This window comes from Mycobacterium sp. IEC1808, assembly GCF_002101935.1.
In the GTDB taxonomy this organism is placed as follows: domain Bacteria; phylum Actinomycetota; class Actinomycetes; order Mycobacteriales; family Mycobacteriaceae; genus Mycobacterium.
Genome location: NZ_LQPV01000019.1, coordinates 83,093 through 103,740, shown reverse-complemented (window position 1 = coordinate 103,740; position 20,648 = coordinate 83,093). Strand labels below are relative to the sequence as shown.

13 protein-coding genes and 2 pseudogenes are annotated in these 20,648 nt (G+C 69.5%); 6 read left to right on the top strand and 9 right to left on the bottom strand.

What is annotated here, in order from left to right:
- Nucleotides 1-69: 69 nt before the first annotated feature.
- Both cobN and AWB92_RS12565 read right to left on the bottom strand, forming a co-directional pair.
- Nucleotides 70-3,645, bottom strand: coding sequence for a cobaltochelatase subunit CobN (gene cobN / locus AWB92_RS12570; protein WP_085185961.1), 3,576 nt, complete (start codon nucleotides 3,643-3,645; stop codon nucleotides 70-72).
- Between the two features lie 3 nt (nucleotides 3,646-3,648).
- Entirely contained in the window at nucleotides 3,649-4,320 is a 672-nt protein-coding gene (locus AWB92_RS12565) for an alpha/beta fold hydrolase (RefSeq protein WP_241523437.1), read from the bottom strand.
- 74 nt (nucleotides 4,321-4,394) lie between these two features.
- Here AWB92_RS12565 and cobG point away from each other — a divergent pair, with 74 nt between their 5' ends.
- From cobG to AWB92_RS12550, 3 genes are read left to right on the top strand one after another with little or no spacing between them, the layout of a single operon-like run.
- The gene (cobG, locus tag AWB92_RS12560) at nucleotides 4,395-5,504 is read left to right on the top strand and encodes a precorrin-3B synthase (protein ID WP_085185960.1); all 1,110 of its coding nucleotides are present in this window, start codon (nucleotides 4,395-4,397) and stop codon (nucleotides 5,502-5,504) included.
- A gap of 4 nt (nucleotides 5,505-5,508) precedes the next feature.
- On the top strand, nucleotides 5,509-6,135 hold the full coding sequence (locus AWB92_RS12555) for a precorrin-8X methylmutase (protein WP_085185958.1): 627 nt from the start codon (nucleotides 5,509-5,511) through the stop codon (nucleotides 6,133-6,135).
- A complete protein-coding gene (locus tag AWB92_RS12550) occupies nucleotides 6,132-7,604 on the top strand; it encodes a precorrin-2 C(20)-methyltransferase (protein ID WP_085185956.1) in 1,473 nt (490 codons plus the stop codon). Before AWB92_RS12555 ends, AWB92_RS12550 begins: the two co-directional genes overlap by 4 nt.
- 3 nt (nucleotides 7,605-7,607) lie before the next feature.
- On the opposite strand, the gene AWB92_RS12545 is transcribed toward AWB92_RS12550, so the two are convergent.
- Nucleotides 7,608-9,089 carry a PPE family protein gene (locus AWB92_RS12545; RefSeq protein ID WP_085185955.1) on the bottom strand — a complete coding sequence of 494 codons (1,482 nt, stop codon included), beginning with the start codon at nucleotides 9,087-9,089 and terminating at the stop codon, nucleotides 7,608-7,610.
- A 138-nt stretch (nucleotides 9,090-9,227) separates the two neighbouring features.
- Between AWB92_RS12545 and AWB92_RS31045 the strand changes: the two are divergent.
- Nucleotides 9,228-9,860: pseudogene (locus AWB92_RS31045) on the top strand (DUF2275 domain-containing protein); the annotation flags it as partial.
- A gap of 168 nt (nucleotides 9,861-10,028) precedes the next feature.
- The gene (sigC, locus tag AWB92_RS30500) at nucleotides 10,029-10,583 is read left to right on the top strand and encodes an RNA polymerase sigma factor SigC (protein ID WP_241523442.1); all 555 of its coding nucleotides are present in this window, start codon (nucleotides 10,029-10,031) and stop codon (nucleotides 10,581-10,583) included.
- Here sigC and AWB92_RS12535 read toward each other — a convergent pair.
- The 4 genes from AWB92_RS12535 to AWB92_RS12520 are packed head-to-tail and all read right to left on the bottom strand — an operon-like array spanning nucleotide 10,573 to nucleotide 13,965.
- A complete protein-coding gene (locus AWB92_RS12535) occupies nucleotides 10,573-11,304 on the bottom strand; it encodes a cobalt-precorrin-6A reductase (RefSeq protein WP_085185953.1) in 732 nt (243 codons plus the stop codon). The two genes, sigC and AWB92_RS12535, sit on opposite strands and share 11 nt — an antisense overlap.
- A complete protein-coding gene (gene cobM / locus AWB92_RS12530; RefSeq protein WP_085185951.1) occupies nucleotides 11,304-12,056 on the bottom strand; it encodes a precorrin-4 C(11)-methyltransferase in 753 nt (250 codons plus the stop codon). Before cobM ends, AWB92_RS12535 begins: the two co-directional genes overlap by 1 nt.
- On the bottom strand, nucleotides 12,053-13,219 hold the full coding sequence (gene cbiE / locus AWB92_RS12525) for a precorrin-6y C5,15-methyltransferase (decarboxylating) subunit CbiE (RefSeq protein ID WP_085185949.1): 1,167 nt from the start codon (nucleotides 13,217-13,219) through the stop codon (nucleotides 12,053-12,055). The genes cobM and cbiE overlap by 4 nt, the downstream gene beginning before the upstream one ends.
- Nucleotides 13,216-13,965, bottom strand: coding sequence for an SDR family NAD(P)-dependent oxidoreductase (locus AWB92_RS12520; protein ID WP_085185947.1), 750 nt, complete (start codon nucleotides 13,963-13,965; stop codon nucleotides 13,216-13,218). The genes cbiE and AWB92_RS12520 overlap by 4 nt, the downstream gene beginning before the upstream one ends.
- Before the next feature lie 35 nt (nucleotides 13,966-14,000).
- Between AWB92_RS12520 and AWB92_RS12515 the strand changes: the two genes are divergently transcribed.
- Entirely contained in the window at nucleotides 14,001-14,411 is a 411-nt protein-coding gene (locus AWB92_RS12515) for a F420-dependent biliverdin reductase (RefSeq protein ID WP_066913250.1), read from the top strand.
- 762 nt (nucleotides 14,412-15,173) lie between these two features.
- Here the strand turns inward: AWB92_RS12515 and AWB92_RS12510 are convergent.
- On the bottom strand, nucleotides 15,174-18,308 hold the full coding sequence (locus tag AWB92_RS12510; protein ID WP_085185945.1) for a TNT domain-containing protein: 3,135 nt from the start codon (nucleotides 18,306-18,308) through the stop codon (nucleotides 15,174-15,176).
- Between the two features lie 63 nt (nucleotides 18,309-18,371).
- A pseudogene (locus AWB92_RS12505) lies at nucleotides 18,372-20,618 on the bottom strand (alpha/beta hydrolase-fold protein).
- Between the last annotated feature and the right edge of the window lie 30 nt (nucleotides 20,619-20,648).

The following is a 20,648-nucleotide window of genomic DNA, read 5'->3' as shown; positions in this document are numbered from 1 at the left end:
CGTGCCGAGCGTGCGGCCAGCCGCACGTTCGGTCCCGAGTGTGCGGCCAGCCGCACAGTCGCGGCGGGGTCAGCCCTCCAGGTCGCCCTCGGTTTCCAGCAGCGCCTGGCGCAGCCCGTCGAGGGTTTCCGGCTGTGGCTGCGCCCACATGCCGCGGCCCGCGGCCTCGAGCAGTCGCTCGGCCATGCCGTGCAGCGCCCACGGGTTGGATTCGGCCATGAACTTGCGGTTTTCGGGGTCCAGCACGTAGCGCTCGGTCAGTTGCTCGTACATCCAGTCGGCCATGACGCCCGCGGTGGCGTCGTAGCCGAACAAGTAGTCCACCGTCGCGGCCATCTCGAACGCGCCCTTGTAACCGTGCCGGCGCATCGCCGCCATCCAACGCGGGTTGACCACGCGGGCGCGGAAGACCCGGGTGGTCTCCTCCGACAGGGTCCGGGTGCGGATCGCGTCGGGCCGGGTGTTGTCGCCGATGTAGGCGGCGGGCGCCTGCCCGGTCAGCGCGCGCACCGTGGCGACCATGCCGCCGTGGTACTGGAAGTAGTCGTCGGAGTCGGCGATGTCGTGCTCGCGGGTGTCGGTGTTCTTGGCGGCCACCGCGATGCGCCGGTACTGGCGGTTCATGTCGTCGGTTGCGGGGCGACCGTCCAGGCCGCGCCCGTAGGCGAACCCGCCCCACGCGGTGTACACCTGCGCGAGGTCGGCGTCGTCGCGCCAGTTGCGGCTGTCGATCAGCTGCAGCAGCCCGGCGCCGTAGGTTCCGGGCTTGGATCCGAATATCCGTGTGGTGGAACGGCGTTGGTCACCGTGCTGAGCGAGGTCTGCTTGGGCGTGGGCGCGCACGTAGTTGTCCTCGGCGGGCTCGTCGAGCTCGGCGACCAATTGCACCGCGTCGTCGAGCATGGTCACGACGTGCGGGAAGGCGTCCCGGAAGAAGCCCGAAATCCGCACGGTCACGTCGATGCGGGGGCGGCCCAGTTCGGCCAGCGGAATGGGGGTCAGGCCGGTGACGCGCCGCGACGCGGCGTCCCACACCGGTCGAACGCCAAGCAGCGCAAGGACTTCGGCGATGTCGTCGCCGGCGGTGCGCATCGCCGACGTGCCCCACACCGACAGCCCGACCGATTGCGGCCATTGCCCGTGGTCGGTCCGGTACCGGGCCAGCAGCGAATCCGCCAGCGCCACACCGGCCTCCCACGCCAGCCGGGACGGCACCGCTTTCGGGTCGACCGAGTAGAAGTTGCGCCCGGTCGGCAGCACGTTGACCAGGCCGCGCAGCGGCGACCCCGACGGGCCGGCGGGAATGAACCGGCCGTCCAACGCCCTGAGCACCTGGTCGATTTCGGATGACGTGCCGGCCAGGCGGGGCACCACCTCGGTGGCCGCGAACCGTAGCACCGCCGCGACGTCGGCGTCGTCGGTGAGGCGCTCGGCGGCACCGGGATCCCAGCCACTGGCCTGCAGCGCCGCGACCAATTCGCGCGCCGCGGCCTCGGTTTGGTCGACCGTTGCGCGCTCGTCCGTGCCGTCCTCGGCGAGGCCGAGTGCCTGCCGCAAGCCGGGAATGGCATGCTCGCCGCCGAATAGCTGGCGCGCCCGCAGGATAGCCAGCACCAGGTCGAGTTCGGCCTCCCCCGTGGGCTTTTGGCCCAGCACGTGCAGCCCGTCGCGAATCTGGACGTCCTTGATCTCACAGAGCCACCCGTCGACGTGCAGGATCATCTCGTCGAACGCGTCCTCGGCGGGCCGTTCGGTCAGCCCCAGGTCGTGGTCCATCTTGGCGGCCCGGATCAGCGTCCAGATCTGCTGGCGGATGGCGGGCAGCTTGCCGGGATCCAGCGCCGCGACGTTGGCGTGCTCGTCGAGCAGTTGCTCCAAACGCGCGATGTCGCCATAGGTTTCGGCGCGCGCCATCGGCGGGATCAGATGGTCGACGAGCACGGCGTGCGCCCGCCGTTTGGCCTGGGTGCCCTCGCCGGGGTCGTTGACGAGGAACGGGTAGATCAGCGGCAGGTTGCCCAGCGCGGCGTCGGATCCGCAGGCCGCCGACATGCCGAGGGTCTTCCCCGGCAGCCACTCCAGGTTGCCGTGCTTGCCCAGGTGGACTATCGCGTCGGCGTGAAATCCGGTGTCGAGCCAGCGGTACGCGGCCAGGTAATGGTGACTGGGCGGCAGGTCCGGGTCGTGGTAGATGGCGACCGGGTTTTCCCCGAAGCCGCGGGGCGGCTGGACCATCAGGACGAGGTTGCCGGCTTGGATGGCGGCGATGACGATCTCGCCGTCGGGGTCTGCCGTGCGGTCGACGAAGAGGTCCCCGGGCGGTGGGCCCCAGTGTTCGACCACGGCGTCGGCGAGCTCGGTGGGCAGCGTCGCGAACCACGCACGATAGTCCTTGGCGGACACCCGAATCGGGTTGCCGGCGAGCTGCCCTTCGGTGAGCCAGTCGGGGTCCTGTCCCCCGCGTTCGATCAGCGCGTGGATCAGGGCGTCGCCGTCGTTGGCCTCGACGCCGGGCAGCTCGCCCACCTGATACCCGCGTTCGCTCATCGCGCGCAGCAGCGCGACCGCGCTGGCCGGGGTGTCGAGCCCGACCGCGTTGCCGATGCGGGCGTGCTTGGTCGGGTACGCCGAAAACACCAGGGCCACGCGCTTTTCCGCCGCCGGAACGCGCCGCAGCCGGGCGTGCCGGATGGCCAGGCCCGCGACGCGACCGCAGCGTTCCGGATCGGCGACGTATGAGATCAGCCCGTCGTCGTCGATCTCCTTGAACGAGAACGGGACGGTGATGATGCGCCCGTCGAACTCGGGCACCGCGACCTGGCTGGCGACGTCGAGCGGGCTCAGGCCGTCGTCGTTGTCGCGCCATTGGTTGCGGGGGCTGGTCAGGCACAAGCCTTGCAGGATCGGGATATCCAGCGCGGCAAGGTGTTCGACGTTCCAGCTGTCATCGGAACCACCAGCCGCCGCCTCGGCGGGCCTCAGCCCCCCGGCAGCCAGCACGGTGACCACCATTGCGTCGGCGGCGCTGAGCCGTTGCAGCAGTTCGGGTTCGGCGGTGCGCAGCGAGGCGCAGTAGACGGGCAGCGCTCGGCCGCCGGCGTCTTCGATGGCCCGGCACAGCGATTCGATATAGGCGGTGTTGCCGGCCAGCTGCTGCGCGCGATAGTAGAGCACCGCGACGGTGGGGCCGTCGCCGTTGGCGGCGTCCGGGCGCGGCAGCTCTCCCCACGTCGGCGTCACCACCGGCGGGGTAAATCCGAAGCCGGTCATCAGCACCGTGTCGGAGAGGAAGGCGTGCAACTGGCGCAGGTTCTCCACGCCGCCGTGGGCCAAATAGATGTGCGCCTGCACCGCGATGCCGGCCGCCAGCGTGGACAGGCCGGTCAGCTCGGCGTCGGCGGCCTGCTCGCCACTGACGAGCACCGTCGGGACGCCGCTGGCGATCACCGCGTCGATGCCGTCCTGCCAGGCGCGATACCCGCCGAGGATCCGGACGACCACGATGTCGGCGTCGGCCAGCAGGTCCGACAGCTCCTCGTCCAAGAGCCGCGACGGGTTGGCCCACCGATAGTTTTTGCCGCTGGACCGGGCGCTGATCAGGTCCGTGTCGGACGTCGACAGCAGCAGGATCCTCGGCTCAGCCACCCGTCATTCGTACCGCAGCGTCGCCGCGATGCGCGCGGCGACCTCACCGGCCACCTCGAGCGCCGGCCCGCCCGTCGCGGGAACATAGCGATCCGCGACCGGGTCGTAGTCGGCGCCGGCGATCGAGCCGTGATCGGCCGCCAGCTCCACCAGCTCCACCGGCCAACCGGCCTGCTGCAGGTCGGCGGCGAACGCCCTGCTGGCCGCCACCGGCACCGCGTCGTCGGCGAGCCCGTGCAGCAGCGTGAACGGCGAGCGGGCGCGGTCGGGCGACAGCATGTCCGTCGGCGGGCAACCGGAGATCGGGTCCGGAGCCACGAAGGCCCCGGCCAGGCAGACGGTGTGTGCGAGGGCGACGTCGAAGCGCGCCGCGTCGAGCGTCAGGCCCGCGGCGGCGGAGCCCCCCAAGGACCACCCGACCAGGACCAGCGGGCCGTCGGCGTGGTCGCGGGCGAACTCGAGCGATCGCAACAGGTCCGCGCGGCCGCCGTCGTCGGCGTGGGAGTTCCAATCCGGCGCCACCACCGCGGCGCCGCGTTCGGCGAGCAGGCCTGCCAGTGGCCTAACGGCCGCGCGGGCGTCGGTCTGCATGCCGTGCCACAGCAGGATCATGGGACGCGCCGAATCGCCGAAGACATCGACCAAGCGTCCGGGGGCGTACTCCACCGTCCTCACGGGCAACAGAGTGCCCACACCAGGCCCGCGCCGAACCTGCGCGAAACGGATGCGCGGAGTCGTACCGTAGGCGAATGGTCCGCGCGCGTGAAACCGACGCCTGCCCAGGTGCGCTGCAGGTGCATCAGGCGGCCGACGGCGCGCTGGTGCGGGTGCGCTTACCTGGCGGCCGGATCAGCGCCGCCCAGCTGGCGACGCTGGCGGACCTCACGGGACGGTGCGGTTCGGGAACGATCGAGCTGACCGCAAGGGGCAACGTGCAGCTGCGCGCGGTCACCGACGTGGCGGCCGTCGCCGAGGCGCTCGCGCAAGCCGGCTTGCTGCCGTCGCCGACGCATGAGCGGGCGCGCAACATCGTCGCGTCGCCGCTGACCGGCCGGGTGGGCGGGCTCGCCGACGTCAGTGGGTGGGTGAGCGAGCTGGACGCGGCGATTTGCGCCGAGCCCAGGCTCGCGGACTTGGGCGGCCGGTTCTGGTTCAGCGTCGATGACGGCCGCGCCGACGTCTCCGGGCTGGGCGCCGACGTCGGCGTGCACGCCCTGGACGACGGCGTCGCGCTTGTGTTAGCGGGGCGGGACACCGGCGTCCGGCTGGCCGTCGCCGACGTGGCACAGTCGCTGGTCGCGCTCGCAATGCGGTTCATCGAGGTACGCGGGAAGGCTTGGCGCGTAAGCGAATTAGCTGATGCTGCGGCGCTGTGGCCCGGCGCCGAACTCGGCGCGGCTTTTCCGCCCGTGATCCGGCCGCAGGTGGGCTGGATCGGCCAGGATGATGGCCGGGTGGCGCTGGGCGCCGCGGTGCCGCTGGGCGTGCTGCCCGCCCGGGTCGCGGAATACCTGGCCGCCATCGAAGCCCCGCTGGTGGTCACGCCGTGGCGATCGGTGCTGGTCTGCGATCTCAAAGAGGAGGTGGCCGACGTCGCGCTGCGCGTGCTGGCGCCGCTGGGCCTGGTTTTCGACGAACACTCCCCCTGGCTGACCGTCAGCGCCTGCACCGGCAGCCCCGGCTGTCAGCACTCGGCGGCCGACGTGCGGGCCGACGCGGCGATGTCGTTGGAGCCGGATTCGCCGGTGCACCGGCACTTCGTCGGGTGCGAACGCGCGTGCGGCAGCCCGCCCGTCGGGCAGGTTCTGGTCGCGAGCGGACAGGGCTATCGGCTGTTGCGCGACCAGCACTTAAGGTGAGCGGGTGCTCGACTACATCCGCGACGCGGCCGAGATCTATCGCCAGTCGTTCGCGGCGATCCGCGCCGAAGCCGACCTGACGCGGTTTCCCGACGACGTCGCGCGGGTGGTCGTCCGGTTGATCCACACCTGCGGCCAGGTCGATGTCGCCGACCACATCGCCTACACCGACGACGTGGTCGCTCGGGCGGGCGAAGCGCTGCGCGGCGGCGCGCCGGTGTTGTGCGATTCGTCGATGGTGGCCGCCGGGATCACCACCGCGCGGCTGCCCGCGGGCAACGAGGTCGTGTCGCTGGTGGCCGATCCGCGCGCTTCCGAGCTGGCCGCGCGCCGGCAGACCACCCGTTCGGCGGCCGCCGTCGAACTGTGGGCGGGGCGCCTGGCCGGCGCCGTGCTCGCGATCGGCAACGCCCCCACCGCGCTGTTCCGGCTGCTGGAGCTGATCGACGAGGGCGCCTCCGCGCCGGCTGCGGTGCTCGGCGGACCCGTCGGATTCGTCGGTTCCGCGCAATCCAAGCAGGAGCTCATCGAGCGTCCGCGGGGCATGTCGTATCTGGTGGTGCGGGGACGTCGCGGGGGCAGCGCGATGGCCGCGGCCGCCGTCAACGCAATCGCGAGCGACATCGAATGAGCGCCCGCGGCACCCTATGGGGAGTCGGGTTGGGGCCCGGCGATCCGGAGTTGGTGACGGTGAAGGCCGCCCGGGTGATCGGCGAGGCCGACGTGGTGGCCTACCACAGCGCCCGGCACGGCCGCAGCATCGCCCGCGGAATCGCCGAGCCGTATCTGCGGCCCGGGCAGATCGAGGAGCACCTGATCTACCCGGTGACCACCGAGGCGACCGAGCATCCCGGCGGCTACGCCGGTGCGATCGAAGACTTCTACGCCGACTCGACGCGGCGCATCGCCGCGCACCTCGATGCCGGTCGCGACGTGGCGCTGCTCGCCGAGGGCGACCCGCTGTTCTACAGCTCCTACATGCATTTGCACACCCGGCTGACGCAGCGGTTCGACGCCGTCATCGTCCCGGGTGTGACGTCGGTGAGCGCCGCCTCGGCGGCCATCGCGACCCCGCTGGTGGCCGGCGACGAGGTGCTGTCGGTGCTGCCCGGCACCCTGCCGGTGGCCGAGCTGACCCGACGCCTCGCCGACGCCGACGCCGCGGTGGTGCTCAAGCTGGGTCGTTCGTATCACGCTGTGCGGGAAGCGCTTTCGGCCTCCGGGCAGCTTGACGACGCGTTCTACGTCGAGCGGGCCAGCACGTCGGGACAGCGGATCCTTCCCGCCGCGGACGTCGACGAGGCCGGCGTGCCCTACTTTTCGCTGGCCATGCTGCCCGGCGGCCGCCGGCGCGAAACGCTATCGGGCACAGTCGCGGTCGTCGGACTGGGGCCCGGTGACCTCGACTGGATGACGCCGCAGAGCCGCCGGGAACTGGCCGCCGCGACCGACCTGATCGGCTACGCCGGCTACCTGGACCGCGTGCCGGTCCGCGACGGCCAGCGGCGCCATCCCAGCGACAACACCGACGAACCGGCGCGGGCGCGGCTGGCCTGCGCGCTGGCCGAACAAGGCCACGCCGTCGCCGTGGTGTCGTCGGGCGACCCGGGCGTATTCGCGATGGCGACCGCGGTGCTGGAGGAAGCCAAACAGTGGCCGGGAGTGCGGATTCGGGTCATTCCGGCGATGACAGCGGCGCAGGCGGTCGCCAGCCGGGTCGGCGCTCCGTTGGGTCATGACTATGCGGTGATCTCGTTGTCGGACCGGCTCAAACCGTGGGCCGTGATTTCCGAGCGACTGGCCGCCGCCGCAGCCGCCGATCTGGTGCTGGCCATTTACAACCCGGCATCGAAGGCGCGGACCTGGCAGGTCGGCGCGATGCGCGACGTGCTGATGGCCCACCGCGAACCCGGCACGCCGGTGGTGATCGGCCGTAACGTGTCCGGTCCGGACGAGGACGTCCGCGTGGTGCGGCTGGCCGATCTCGATCCCGCCGACGTGGACATGCGCTGCCTGCTGATCGTCGGCTCGTCGCAAACCCAGTGGCACTCAGACGATTTCGGTGACAGGGTGTTCACCCCTCGGCGATACCCCGCCTGACGTTCATTCGGCCCGGCCCCAGCTGCTCGGCAGCATCGGTAGGGCCGCGCTATCGCTCAGCTCCTCGGCGGTCAGCCTCATCAATCCCGCCGGGGCAACGCCGGATTTGGTTGTGGCTCCCGCGAATCCGATCTGCCCCGCGCCGCGGTCCGACTCCAGGTCCAGGTATTCGTGACGGTGGGCGTGGTCCTTCGCTGTGGCCCGGGCGCGCCGACGGCCCCGCTCGCGCGCCGATGCCCCGGCAGCCGAGGGTGCGTCGACGTCGTCGGGAACCGGTTCCCCGGGCTTGCGACGTGCGCTACCGCTGACTTTGTCGCGCGCCGAGAATCCGGACAGGCCCACGGCATACAAGACGTCGGCGATCGCCGCTGAAGCCGTCGGACCGAAGCCCACCCCCGGCCCGCCACCGACCGGTCCCCCGCCGTTGGCGGCCGCGGGGCTCGGCGCCGAGGGGCTGGGCGTGGCGCCGGCGCTAGTTGCCGTCGCGCCCGTGCTTGCGGGAGCCGGCACCGCGCCCGCCGGTGCCGACGCGACAGCTTCCGCCGGTAGGGCCGTCGTCACGGACACCGGGATCGCGATGCCTGCCGCGGCCGCGGCTCCCGCCGCCACACCCGCGGCGCCGGCGGCCGGAACGACGGCGGCCAGCGCCGGGGCAAGCGACACCGCCAACTGGACCGCCTGTTGACCGAACGGCCAGAAGATCATCAACGTGTGGAAGGTGGCCCACGCCAGGGCGCTGGCGAGGGCTGGGGACATTCCGGGGATCTGCATCAGCGCCGAGGTGAGGCCGTTGGCAAATGGGACGGCGGGAATGGGCCATCCCGCGGGGTTGAGATCTTTCGACACCGGCCACGCGAAATTCTTGGTGTACTGCTGCAGAAGCGCCGCGAGCTGATCCTGCCAAGAGACGCTGGCAGATCGCGCCGCGGCCGCGCTGGCCTCTCCGCCCGTCGCGACGATCTGCGGCGCCGGCGTGGCCGTCGGGACCGCCGCCAGGGCCGAGTCGGTGACGGCTTGGTAGGTGGTCATGGTTTCGGCGGCCTGCAGCCACATGCGCACATAGTCGGCTTCGTTGACCGCGATGGGGATGGTGTTGATGCCGAAGAAATTGGTCGCCAGCAGAGCCGCGTGCGTGGCGTGGTTTGCGGCGAGCTCGGCGAGCGTCGGCATGGTGGCCAGTGCGGTGGTGTAGGCGCCCGCGGCCGTTCGGTGCGAAGCCGCGGCGAGCGCGCCGCGGGCCGCGCTCTCGACTAACCAGCTCAGGTACGGCGCGTGGGCGGCGACGTAGCGTTCGGCGCTGGGACCGTCCCACGTGCCCTGGACCGCGCCCAGCAGTTCGAGGAGTTCGTCTGCGGCTGCAGTGTATTCGGCGCTCAGCGACGACGACGCCTCCGCAGCGGCGAGCAGCGGCCCGGAACCCGGACCGCTGCTGAGCAACGTGGAGTGCACTTCGGGCGGAAAGGACATCCAGATCGGGGCGGTCATGGTCGGGGGCCTTCGGGCAGGAACACGAATACCTCTTCGGTCGGCGTAGTGGGGGGAGCGCTTGTCTTTAGTGGTCGGTTTGCCCGACGGTTTGGTTCCCGTCCCCCGCACGTGGACGCCTTTGCGCGCGAACCGAGCATGCGCAACGATGCAGGGATGCGGTGTGACGTTGCGCGTGAGGCGCTTTCTGCGCGACTGGACGGCGAGCGTCCGCAGGTGCTCGCGCAACAGGTCGATGCCCACTTGGAGTCGTGCCGCGGTTGCCGCACCTGGCTGATCGGCGCGGCGGTCCAGTCGCGCCGGCTGTCCTCCATTGCGCCCGGCGAGGGACCGGACCTGGTCGACAAGATCATGGCGAGCCTCGATCAGCAGTCCCCCGCGTATCACCGCTCGATGCGCTGGTTGCGCTCGCGCTACCGGCGCTGGGGTCTGATCGCTGTTGGCCTGTTCCAGGTGGCGATTGCGGCCGCCCAGATCAGCGGGATCAACTTCGGCATGGTGTCGAGCCACATGCACGGCGCCATGTCAGGCGAGCACCTGATGCACGAGTCCACCGCGTGGTTGCTGGCGTTGGGTCTGGCCATGATCGCCGCGGGGGTTTGGCCCGCTACCGCGATTGGGGTGGCCGCGATTACCGGCGTGTATTCCGTCGCGCTGTTGAGCTACGTCGTCGTCGACGCCTTCGCCGGCGAGGTGACCGCGACACGCATCGCCAGCCACATGCCCCTGCTGTTGGGGCTGGCGTTCGCGTTCCTGGTGGCGCGCGAACATGTGCGGACCCGGGGGCGGGGCACCTCCGGCAAGGACGCCGACGACCCTGGCTCGCCGTCGGAGGCGCCCGCGGGTCGGCGACACCGGCATCTTTGGCCGATCAACCGCTCGGCCTCTACGACGACCCGTCGTAGACCGATCGCACCCGTCCAACTAAGGTGGTTGGCTATGACCGCGTCAAGCGACGACGAGGCCGTCACCGACCTCGCGTTGGCAGCCGCACGCGGGAACGCGCGAGCGCTCGAGGCTTTCATCAAAGCGACCCAGCAAGACGTTTGGCGTTTCGTCGCCTATCTTTCCGACGCGAACACCGCGGACGACCTGACGCAGGAGACCTTCCTGCGAGCGATCGGCGCGATCGAGCGGTTCTCCGGACGATCCAGTGCCCGAACCTGGCTGCTGGCGATCGCGCGCCGTGTCGTGGCCGATCACATCCGTTACGCCCAGTCGCGGCCGCGTACCGCCTCCGGCGCCGATCCCACCCACTTCGTGAGCGGCGATCGCCGCGCCCGGGGATTCGAAGACCTGGTCGAGGTGACCACGATGATCGCGAACCTCACCACCGAGCAGCGGGAGGCGCTGTTGCTCACGCAATTGCTCGGGCTGCCCTACGCCGACGCCGCGGCGGTCTGCGGCTGCCCGGTGGGCACCATCCGATCCCGCGTCGCGCGCGCCCGCGATGCGCTGCTAGCCGACGCGGAACGCGAAGACCTCACCGGCTAACCAGCCGCGCAACCCATTCGGCGGCCTCTTCGGTGGTGCCGACGGCTGCGACGCCGGCCGGAAGTTTCGGTCTCGCGACCATCACCACCGGAATCGACAGCGCGGCCGCCGCGTCCAGCTTGCCGCGGGTCATGTCGCCGCCGCTGTTCTTGGTAACCAGCGCGTCGATGCGGTGTTCGCGCAGCAGCGTCAATTCGTCGTCGTAGTGATACGGGCCGCGCGACAACAGCAGCTGGTGGTGACGCGGCAGCGACGCGGGGTCCGGCGTGGTGACCGCGCGGATCAGAAACCACGCGTCGCTGTCGGCGAAGGGGTTGACACCCGAACGCCCGGTGGTGAGGAAAACGCGTGAGTAGCCTTGCATGGCAACGGTTTTCGCCGCCTCCACGTCTGATGCGACGACGATAGCGTCGCCGGGCGTCCACGCGGGGCGCGCCAGCACCAAGTGCGGTATCCGCAGTGCGGCGCATGCTTCGGCGGCGTGCGCGGTCATGGTCGCGGCGAACGGGTGGGTGGCGTCGACGACGGCGTCGACGTGTTCCTCTTGCAACCAGCGTTTTAGTCCGTCCACACCGCCAAAGCCGCCGATACGTACCGGACCGACCGGGAGGGCCGGATCCGGTACCCGGCCTGCCAGCGAGCTGACGATGTCGACGCGCGGGTGCAGGGCCTTGGCCAGTTCGCGAGCCTCGCCGGTGCCGCCGAGCAGCAGGACCCGCATCAGTGCCGGCTCCCCCGGATCCGCCGGGTGGAATATAGGTAGCTGTCGGTGAACCCCTCGGCGGCCAGGACATCGCCGACGATGATCACGGCGGTCTTCGTGATGTTGGCGTCGTGCATCTGATCGGCGATGTCGGCCAGCGTGCCGCGCAGCAGCACCTGTTGCGGCCAACTGGCGAAAGCCACGACCGCAGCGGGTGTTTCGGGCCGATAGCCCTCGAGGAGCTGCGGGACGATGGCGTCGATCTGGGCGGCCGCTAGATGCAGTACAAGAGTGCCGCCGGTTTGAGCGAGGGTTTGTAGCTCTTCACCGGGCGGCATGGGTGTCGAGAGGGTGGCCACCCGGGTCAACGTCACCGTCTGCGCCACCCCGGGGACGGTGAGCTCGCGCTTCAACGCGGCCGCGGCGGCCGCGAAAGCCGGAACGCCCGGCACGATTTCGTAGTCGATGCCCAGCGCGTCGAGTCGCCGGCACTGCTCGGCCAGCGCACTGTACAGCGACGGATCACCGGAGTGTAGCCGTGCCACGTCATGGCCCGCCGCGTCGGCGTCGGCCATTTCGGTGACGATCTGATCGAGCGTAAGCGGTCCGGTGTCAATGATTTTCGCGTCTTCGGGGCAGAGCGCCAGCAGGTCTTCCGGCATGATAGAGCCGGCATACAGGCACGTCAGGCAGCTTTCGAGGAGGCGCTGGCCGCGGACCGTGATGAGGTCGGCGGCGCCGGGTCCCGCGCCGATGAAATACACCGTCACCTGGTCACCGCCCATTGGGTGACCGGCATTTGCGGGCGCCAACCAGTGAAGCCACCCAGCGGCTCGCCCTGGTAGTGCTGGAGGCGCCGCAATTGGCCGCCATAGCGCGAATATGACTGTGCGAGAAGCGATTCTGATTCAGCTGTGACCGCGTTGGCCACCAGCCGTCCGTCTCGGGGCAGGTTGTCCAGGCAGGCGTCGAGCAGGCCGGGTTGGGTCAGGCCGCCGCCGATGAAGATGGCCGCGGGCGCTGCGGCGCCGTCGAACGCCTCCGGCGCCTCGCCGAGGACGTCGATGCCGACGCCGAAGGACGCGGCGTTGGCCGCGATGTTGCGGCGGCGCCGTTCGTCGCGCTCGAACGCCACCGCGCTGCAACCCGGCCAGCTCAGGCACCACTCGACACTGATGCTGCCCGAGCCCGCGCCGATATCCCACAGCCGCTCCCCCGGTCGCGGCGCCAGTGCGGCCAGCGTCGCCGCCCGGACCCCAAGTTTGGTGAACTGGCCGTCGTGGACGAACGCGTCATCGGGATACGGCGACATGCGTTCGTCGGGCAGGTAGCGGACGGCGACCAGATTGAGGTCGTCGACGTGTTGCGGTGGGTCGTCGGCCCATTGGCGCGCGCTGCCGTCGCGGCGGCGTTCGGTTGGGGCGCCGAGGTTTTCGAGCACAGTAATCTCGGAGTCGCCGCGCCCATGCGCGGTCAGCAGTGCCGCCAACTCCTTGGGTGTGGCCGCGTTTTTCGACAGCACGATCGCCCGGCCGCCACGGCGCACGGCGGTGTGTGCCGGGGCGGTCACCAGGCTGATGACCTCGGTGTCGTGTGCGGTCCAACCCATCCGCGCGCATGCCAACGTCACGGAGGACACGTGCGGCAGCACTTTGACTTTCTGGGCACCGTACAACCGGATCAGAGTGCCGCCGATGCCGTGCAGGAGCGGGTCTCCACTGGCGACGATGTGGATTTCGTCGTCTAGGGGAAGTGCCTGCAGGGCGGGCAGCATCGGTGACGGCCACTCCCGACGGGGCGCGGCCACCGTTTCGTCGAGCAGGTCGAGCTGCCGCCTTGACCCGTAAATGACCGTGGCCCTGTGTAATTCGGCGCGTGAAGATGCCGCGAGGCCGGCCATGCCGTCGGCGCCGATACCGACAACGATGATCATCGCGGCATCCTGCGCCAGATGAACTGCGGCAGCAGCCGCATCACGAAGAACACCGGCCGCAGCGACCACGGGATCCACACGGTGCGTCGGCCCTTGGCCAGGGCCCGTGCGGTTGCGGCGGCCACTTGCTCCGGGGTGCTCGACAGCGGCGCGGGCCGCATGCCCTCGGTCATGCGTCCAATGACGAAGCCCGGGCGCGCGATCAGCAGTTTGACGCCGGTCCCGTGCAGCGCATCGGCCAGACCGCTGGCGAATCCGTCCAGGCCGGCCTTCGCCGAGCCGTAGACGTAGTTCGCGCGGCGCACGCGCACCCCGGCGACCGAGGAGAACACCACCAGCGAGCCGCGGCCGGCGGTGCGCATGGCGGCCGCCAGGTGCGTGAGCATGCTGACTTCGGCGACGTAGTCCGTATGCACGATGGCGACCGCGTGGGCGGCGTCGGTCTCGGCGCGTGCTTGGTCGCCGAGGATCCCGAAGGCCAGCACCGCGGTGTCGATCGGTCCGTGGTCGGCGACGATCGACGCGACCAGCGGTCCGTGCGAAGCCAGGTCGTCGGCGTCGAATTCCGCGGTGTGCACCGCCGCGGCGCCGGCGGCTTTGAGGGTGGCGATCTGGTCGTCGAGCTGATCGGACCTGCGCGCGGCAAGCACCACCGTCGCCCCGGGGGCCAGGCGCCGCGCGAGCTCGATGCCGATCTCGCTGCGGCCGCCCAGGATTAGTACCGGACCTGCGCCCGTGTCGTCCACGGCTGCGATTATGACCTGCGCTAGCGTGGGCGGTGATGGCGAATACCACTACGCGGCTGACCGACGATGCGCTGGCCTTCCTGTCAGAACGTCACCTGGCCATGCTGACCACGCTGCGAGCCGACAATTCCCCGCATGTGGTCGCCGTCGGTTTCACCTTCGATCCCAAGACGCACATCGCGCGGGTGATCACGACCGGCGGCTCGCAGAAGGCCGTCAACGCCGACCGCGCCGGGGTGGCTGTGCTGAGCCAGGTCGACGGCGCGCGGTGGCTGTCCCTGGAGGGCCGGTCGAAGGTGAACAGCGACGCGGACGCGGTCCGCGACGCCGAGCTGCGCTACGCCCAGCGGTATCGAACTCCGAGGCCCAACCCGAGGCGAGTGGTCATCGAGGTGCAAGTGGAGCGCGTGCTGGGGTCGTCGGATTTGCTGGACAGGGGCGAGTAGTTCCGCGGAACGATAGGTCAGCTTCCCGCACCGAACCGGGGCTACTCTTGGTTCCAGTTTTCATACTCGGTACCCGAGGTGTCGTCCCAGAATTTGGGCACAGCGGTCGCCCGCACCCCGTGGTATGAGATAGGAGCTTATATCGCGACAAGTCCTTCGGTTAGAAGGCTGTCGAGTTCGTCGTACGAAAGCGTGAGTACTCGGCTAATCGGTTCGTCTGAACTAGTGAGATGCGCACGCCGCTCGGGCTCCGATCTGGCGGAGTACTTATGCACAAACCGTTGCACTGCATCGGGTGAAACGTCATTATATTGGGCAATAAACTGGGCCACCCTTAGGTCTGCGGACCCTTTTTCCACGTCGTCACTTATTCCTAATTGTTGCCACCGACGGTAGAGCGGTTCGAGCCCACTAGCCATTCTCAACGCATCGCCTATACCCACGATCAGGTGCTTTCCCGCATCATCGAACCGCGAGTAAATTGCCTCTACGCTCATTCGTGGGGTGTTGGTGCGCTCGGTGGTTACCCTCGTGACCAGGTATCCGATGCCATTCGGTTCGATAGCGCGACCGGTCCAGTCGGGATACGGGTACCCATCACAGAACCAGAGACGACCGTCCGATAATTCTGCGGAGTTTCGCGATGGCTCATTTCCCGTCACGGAAGCCCAACGGCCCCGCCAAGATTCATAACGGTCAACCAAGGTTTGGAAGCCAGGATCATCCGAAAAGCCTCGATTATGAAGGCCGCTCATGGGTCCCCTACCGCGTAAGGCCGGTGATAATGCCGGCAAGGTCTAACTCTTCAACAGATACTGTTTGTTTCGTAATTCTATCGATCACCACCCACTGCTCTGCGCCTCCGGGCTGGCCGAAGGCTGGCTTGGCAGGACCGTGCCTAACTACCCAGTTGTCAGGAACTGTCCGCCCACTCCCTGACATCGTGTGGTACTGCGACGCAAGGCCGGGTGGTGTGGCACGGCTCCCTAGGGGTGCACCTTCAGCGGACATAAAGGCACCCCCGTTCGGACCGACACGGTCGAGACGAAGCCCGGCGGGAATGTGATCCATCTCTTCTGGAATTCCAGCGAAACCGTCATTCGGCGCCTGGGTTTCCCAATCCCATTTTAATTGTCCGTCCGTATCGCGAATCGTAAAATCGTGCGCAAACTCTTCCGGTGTCCGTCCCGCTAAGGGGTCATAATCCTGCAACACATGCGCGGGCACCCCGCCCTTAGCCAACCGCTCGACCTCAGCCCCTGGATGCGATAGAACTTCCAGCGCCTGGTCAGCGGGAAATGGATAGTCGCGGCCGGGAACCGGTTTGCTACCGTGGTCTCCCGGATTCTGCGAACCATCGTCTGAACGTTCTCCATCATCACCGTGTGGTCCTTGTGAGTCACCGCCCGGCGGGTCGCCGTCACCAGTCCCATGCGAACCACCAGAGCCGTCCCCAGGACGCCCGTGTGAACTACTACCGCCCACGGGACCGCCACCAGGCTTGGGCGGACCGCCACCATGCGGTGGCTTCCCGTGTGGCGGCCCACCTGCAGGACCCCCTTCACCGGTCAAGTGCCCGCTGCCGCGGCCCGGTGTCGGCAGTTCGGTTGGGCGACCACCCGGCGGCGCGGAATGAGGCGACGCAGCCGACAACGATGGCGTCGGCTGCGCTGGGTGCGCGGCGGCCGGCGTCAGCTCGGCCATAGACCCGCCCGGTGTTAAGGGCACACGAGCCGGCGCCGATTCGGCGGCTGTAGGAACAGCCGATGGCAGACGATCACCCACTGCGGCAGGCACCGCGGCCGGAGCGGAAACGGGTGCCGTCGAGGGTACCGGTTCGTGGGGGCCTCCACTCGGTAGAGACGCCGGTTCACGGGGACCACCGGCCGGTTCTGAAACCGACTCATGGGGACCGCCACTCGGCATCGAACCGGGATCGTGCGGACCACCTGACGTAGCTCCCGCCTGCGCAGGTGCCGACTCCGGCTCAAACCCCGGTTCATGCGGACCCTCCCCAACCGGCAACGCTCGTGTCGGCGAATGGCTCTCGGGTACCGACCCCGCACCGTGGGGCCCAGCGGACGCCGGAGCCGCGGCGGCTGGCGGGTCGAATCCCGGCTCATGCGGACCACCCGGCTGCGATGCCGGGGCAGGCGCAGCGGGCGCCGGCTCAGGCGGAGGCTCATGAGCCCCACCCGCGGGCGCGGGTGCTGAAGCAGGTGGGCCGCCCCCCGGATCGTGTGGACCGCCTACCGCGGGTGCTGGATGACCCCCCGGCGGCCCGGGCGGCTCCGGTGATGCTGGGCCTGGCGCGGAGGTCGGCTCATGAGGTGCACCCGGCGCCACATCAGGCACACGAGGCGCCGGCCCGACCGGCGCGTCAATCGGCTTCGGAGGCAACGCGACAGGCTGGCCACCGACCGGAGGCTCGATCTTGGGCAGCTCTCCAGTCACGCCTTCGAGGTCTTTGGTCAGGCTGCTGCCCTTCCCGGTGATATCGGCCAGTGCACCGCGGGAACCCACGACACCCGCGAGCCCGTCGGCCGCTCTGCCGGCGGCACGCTCCGCCTGCACTGCCGCCTCGGCGCCGCGCGCAGCCGCCCCCGCACCATCGGCCGCGGCAGCCGCTTCACCGCCTCCCGGGATGAATAGCGTCGCAACGTCGAAAGCGTTCTCCCCGAGCCCCAATCCTGGGCGAGCTGTACTCCAATCATCAAGGTGCAGAAGGCCTTTCAGCTGCTGCAATTGAGCTTCGCCAGCCTCCTGCGGGTTAATCAGGGCGTTGAAGAGGCTTCCCTTCCAGAGGCCTTTACCAAGCCCGGACCAGGTCGCCGCCGCACCTTGGGGATCTATGACGAACCAGCGCGGGTCGAGATCCGCCATGGACGTCGCCATCCCGACGGCGCCCTTTAGAACTCCCTCGTTGGCATTGGCAAAGACATCGAAAACCGTTGCCAGCTGGTTTCCGACCGCGTCGCCGAGAAACTCTTTGAGCTCGCCGCGCACGTATTTCTCCAGCTTGACGACCAGGCCGTCGACGACCCCCAAACCCAGCTTGACCGCCTGTTCGGAGGCCCGGGCTTCCCGCCCCAAGTTGTGAAGCACGTCGTTGACGTCCCTGGCGATCTTCTTGATCTCGTCGAGCGCATCGCCTTTGACGATCAACATCAGGTCATGTCCGAGGTCGGTCAATGACCCCAGCCGGTTCAGCAGGTCGCGGATCGCGTTCTGTGCACGACCCACGTCGTTGGCAAAATTGTCGAGCGCGGTCGCAATCTTGGAGTACGCCTCGAAGATTTGCCCCATCCCGGTGGCGATGTGCGACAACGCCTCGTCGATCTTGCCGCCCTCGGGTATCTGCTGCCCAGCCAGCAGCGTCTTCGATGCGTTGAGTGCGCCCTGCATCCCAATGACCGACGTGGCGAAGCCCCGCCAACTTGCCGCGGCCGCGTGCATCCCGGCCACGTCGCCGTCCGGCCACACAGAGTCGACGAAAGACTGCACTACCGCCCACAGCAGCGGCGGCGGCTCTCCTTTCCCCCAGGTCCCCGGCGGGCCGGGCGCCGAGATCTTGGCCGGCTCTGCCGGGGTCGGCAGCGCACCGTCACCGCCACCCAGCGTGGAGGCTGCTTCGGCCTTGGAATAGTTCGACGCGCCCTGCTGTATCAGGGCCCCGCTCTGCCGGCAGGCGTTGACCGCAGCAGCCGCGGCCTTCAACAGCGACCCGGCCGCGTCCTGGTACCCGAGGCCGAACACCTCGCCGGCGGGATCCATGCCGGTGTGGGCCGCAAAACCCGCCGTCAACACGGTCAGATTCGCGGCCAGACCATCACCTGCGGCAGCCACGGCGCTGCCGGCTGCGAACAGCGCCTCAGGATCAACCGCCAACGGGCCCACGCGCGAAATTCTCGCGGACCGCCCTGCGCGACGCTATTCACCCAGGTGGCAGGGCCGGAAGACTCACCTAGCGACACGCAACGTGATGCGGTGGCGCCCCGCCGGCACAGCGACGGTCGCCCCGGCCGGCTCACCGTCGAGCTGCGCCGATGCGCCGTCGGGCAGCCCGCCGAGCGTGATCCGCGCGGCCTTGTCGGTGGTGACCGTGATCGTCGACGACGGCAACGCGGCCAGCCCGGCGCGCGCAACGTCGACCGTGAGGCCGGCGACCCCGCTGAGGCGCAGCGTCAGGTACGGCAGCGGGCCGACGGGACGTCCCACCTGCCAGTCCAGCTCGCTGTACAACCCCGGCGTCGGCTCGAAGTTCAAAAGCACGCCGCGGTGGTGGCGAATCGTGTGCGTCGGATCCGGACGGGCATACGACCGCGCGTCGACCTCGGCGACGGCCCCACGCCGCGCGGTTACCGAGGGATCGGCGGCCAGCTCCGAGAGCCACCACACCTGGTGCGGCCCGATACCCAGATCCGCGCGCACCAATTGCGGATACCACGCGAACGTGATGTGTCCCGGATCCGCTTGGCGCAGACCGGTTCCCATGTGGGCGATCGGGTCCTCGAACTTGTCCTGCAACACCCAGGCGAGGTGATCCTCGAGCGGATACACCGTAAAACGGTGGCGGTAGCCCAGCCGGTCGAGTTCGAGCACCTGCTCGGCCGCCGACGCGAACGGCACCAGTTCGTCGACCAGCCCGTGGGCGATGACGTACGGCAGCCAGCGGGCATTCACCAGCAACTTCCAGCTGTCACCCTCCCGGGCGCACGGCGAGTCCAGGTCGAGGTCGGCCGGGATGTCAACGTCGGGAAGCAGCCGCACCCCGCACGCCGGCGGCCCGGCCAGGACCACCGCCTGCGAGAAGACCTGCGGATAGCTCAGCCCGAGCTTGTAGGCCGCATACCCGCCCATCGAATAGCCGGATACGACAGTGCGATTCGGGTCCGTGCCCAGCTGTTCGGCGACCCGGGCCCACACCTCCCACACGTCGAGTTCCCCGGTGTCGAAGTACCAGGTCGACGGGCCGCGGGCCAGCGGGGTGACCACCACCGAGTCGCGGCCCTCACACACCTCGTGCAGCAGCCGCGGGTCGATCGCCGCGAACTGGCTCTGGCCCAAGGCAAGCGAGTGCAACAAGAGTGTCAGCGGCAGCGCACGACCCGGGGTTTAGGTGGACGGCAGGCAGACCGAATACGGCTGCACGCGCCCGAGGAATTGCGGCTTGGTGCTCAAGATGTCGTCGCCCGACAAGCCCTGGCCGAGTTCCACCGAGGACACGTACCAGCGGGTCGACGGGCCGGTGAGCACCGGCTCGGGCTCGGTTTCGCGGACCGCCAGCCGGGCCCACGGCACCGTCACCGCGAACGCCGACACGTCGCCATGCGTCAAAGCCGCGGCCTGGGCCGAATCCGACCAGAAGTTCAGGTGCGGCGGCTCCTGCTGGTTGGTGCGAAACGCGACGTTGTAGACGTTGGGCTGCCCGGGCAGCGCACCGTGTTCGGCGGGAACGTCGGCGAACCCGTCCCCCGCCGGGTTGGCCAGCCCGGCGGCCAGCCGGACCGTCCAGCTCCCTTCCGGTTCCACCAGCGACCGCGGGACTTGCGCAATAAACGACCGCGACTGCATATCCACGCTGTGCTCGACCGCCGTCGTCGCCTGGGTGGTCAGCTCGATCAACGTGGCGCCCCGCCCCGACAGCAGCAGCGCCATGTCGATGCCCGCCGAGCGCACGCCCGCCCCGGCCGGCCAGTCGGCGGCGGCCGTGCGGGCGGGGTCGGTGTCGAAGGTGAACAGCGCGACGGGCACCGAGGCGTCCAGCAGGGTGTTCCAGTCGACCCGCCACCAGGTGTGGGTGTCGGTGAGCCCGACGGCGACGCGGAAGATGTCGGCGCCGTTGCGGGCGGCGGGCCCGTCGGGGTAGATGTAGGTGCCGCGCGGCGGCGCCTGGATTTTCAGGTCCCCGACCGGGATGCCCGTCGCGCCGTGGTCGTCGTAGAGAAAGTCCGTCCAGAACAGGGCACCGCCGGCCAGCCGGCCCGCGCCGCAGGTGCGCGGAAACTCCTCTCCGAACGGCCAATTCGACGGCACGGGCAGCCGCGGCTCGGGACGGCGGGCGGCCGGCGGCACGCCCTCGGGCATCCCGTCGACGACGACGAGCTCGCCCGGCGGCGCCGGCGCGGGCGCCGCGGGGTGCAGCAGTGCGTCGGCGACGTGCCGCGCGATGCGCAGCGGAAGCAGCGTGAGGTCCAGGATCGACACGTCGCCCAACCTACGCGGCGCCACCGTCAT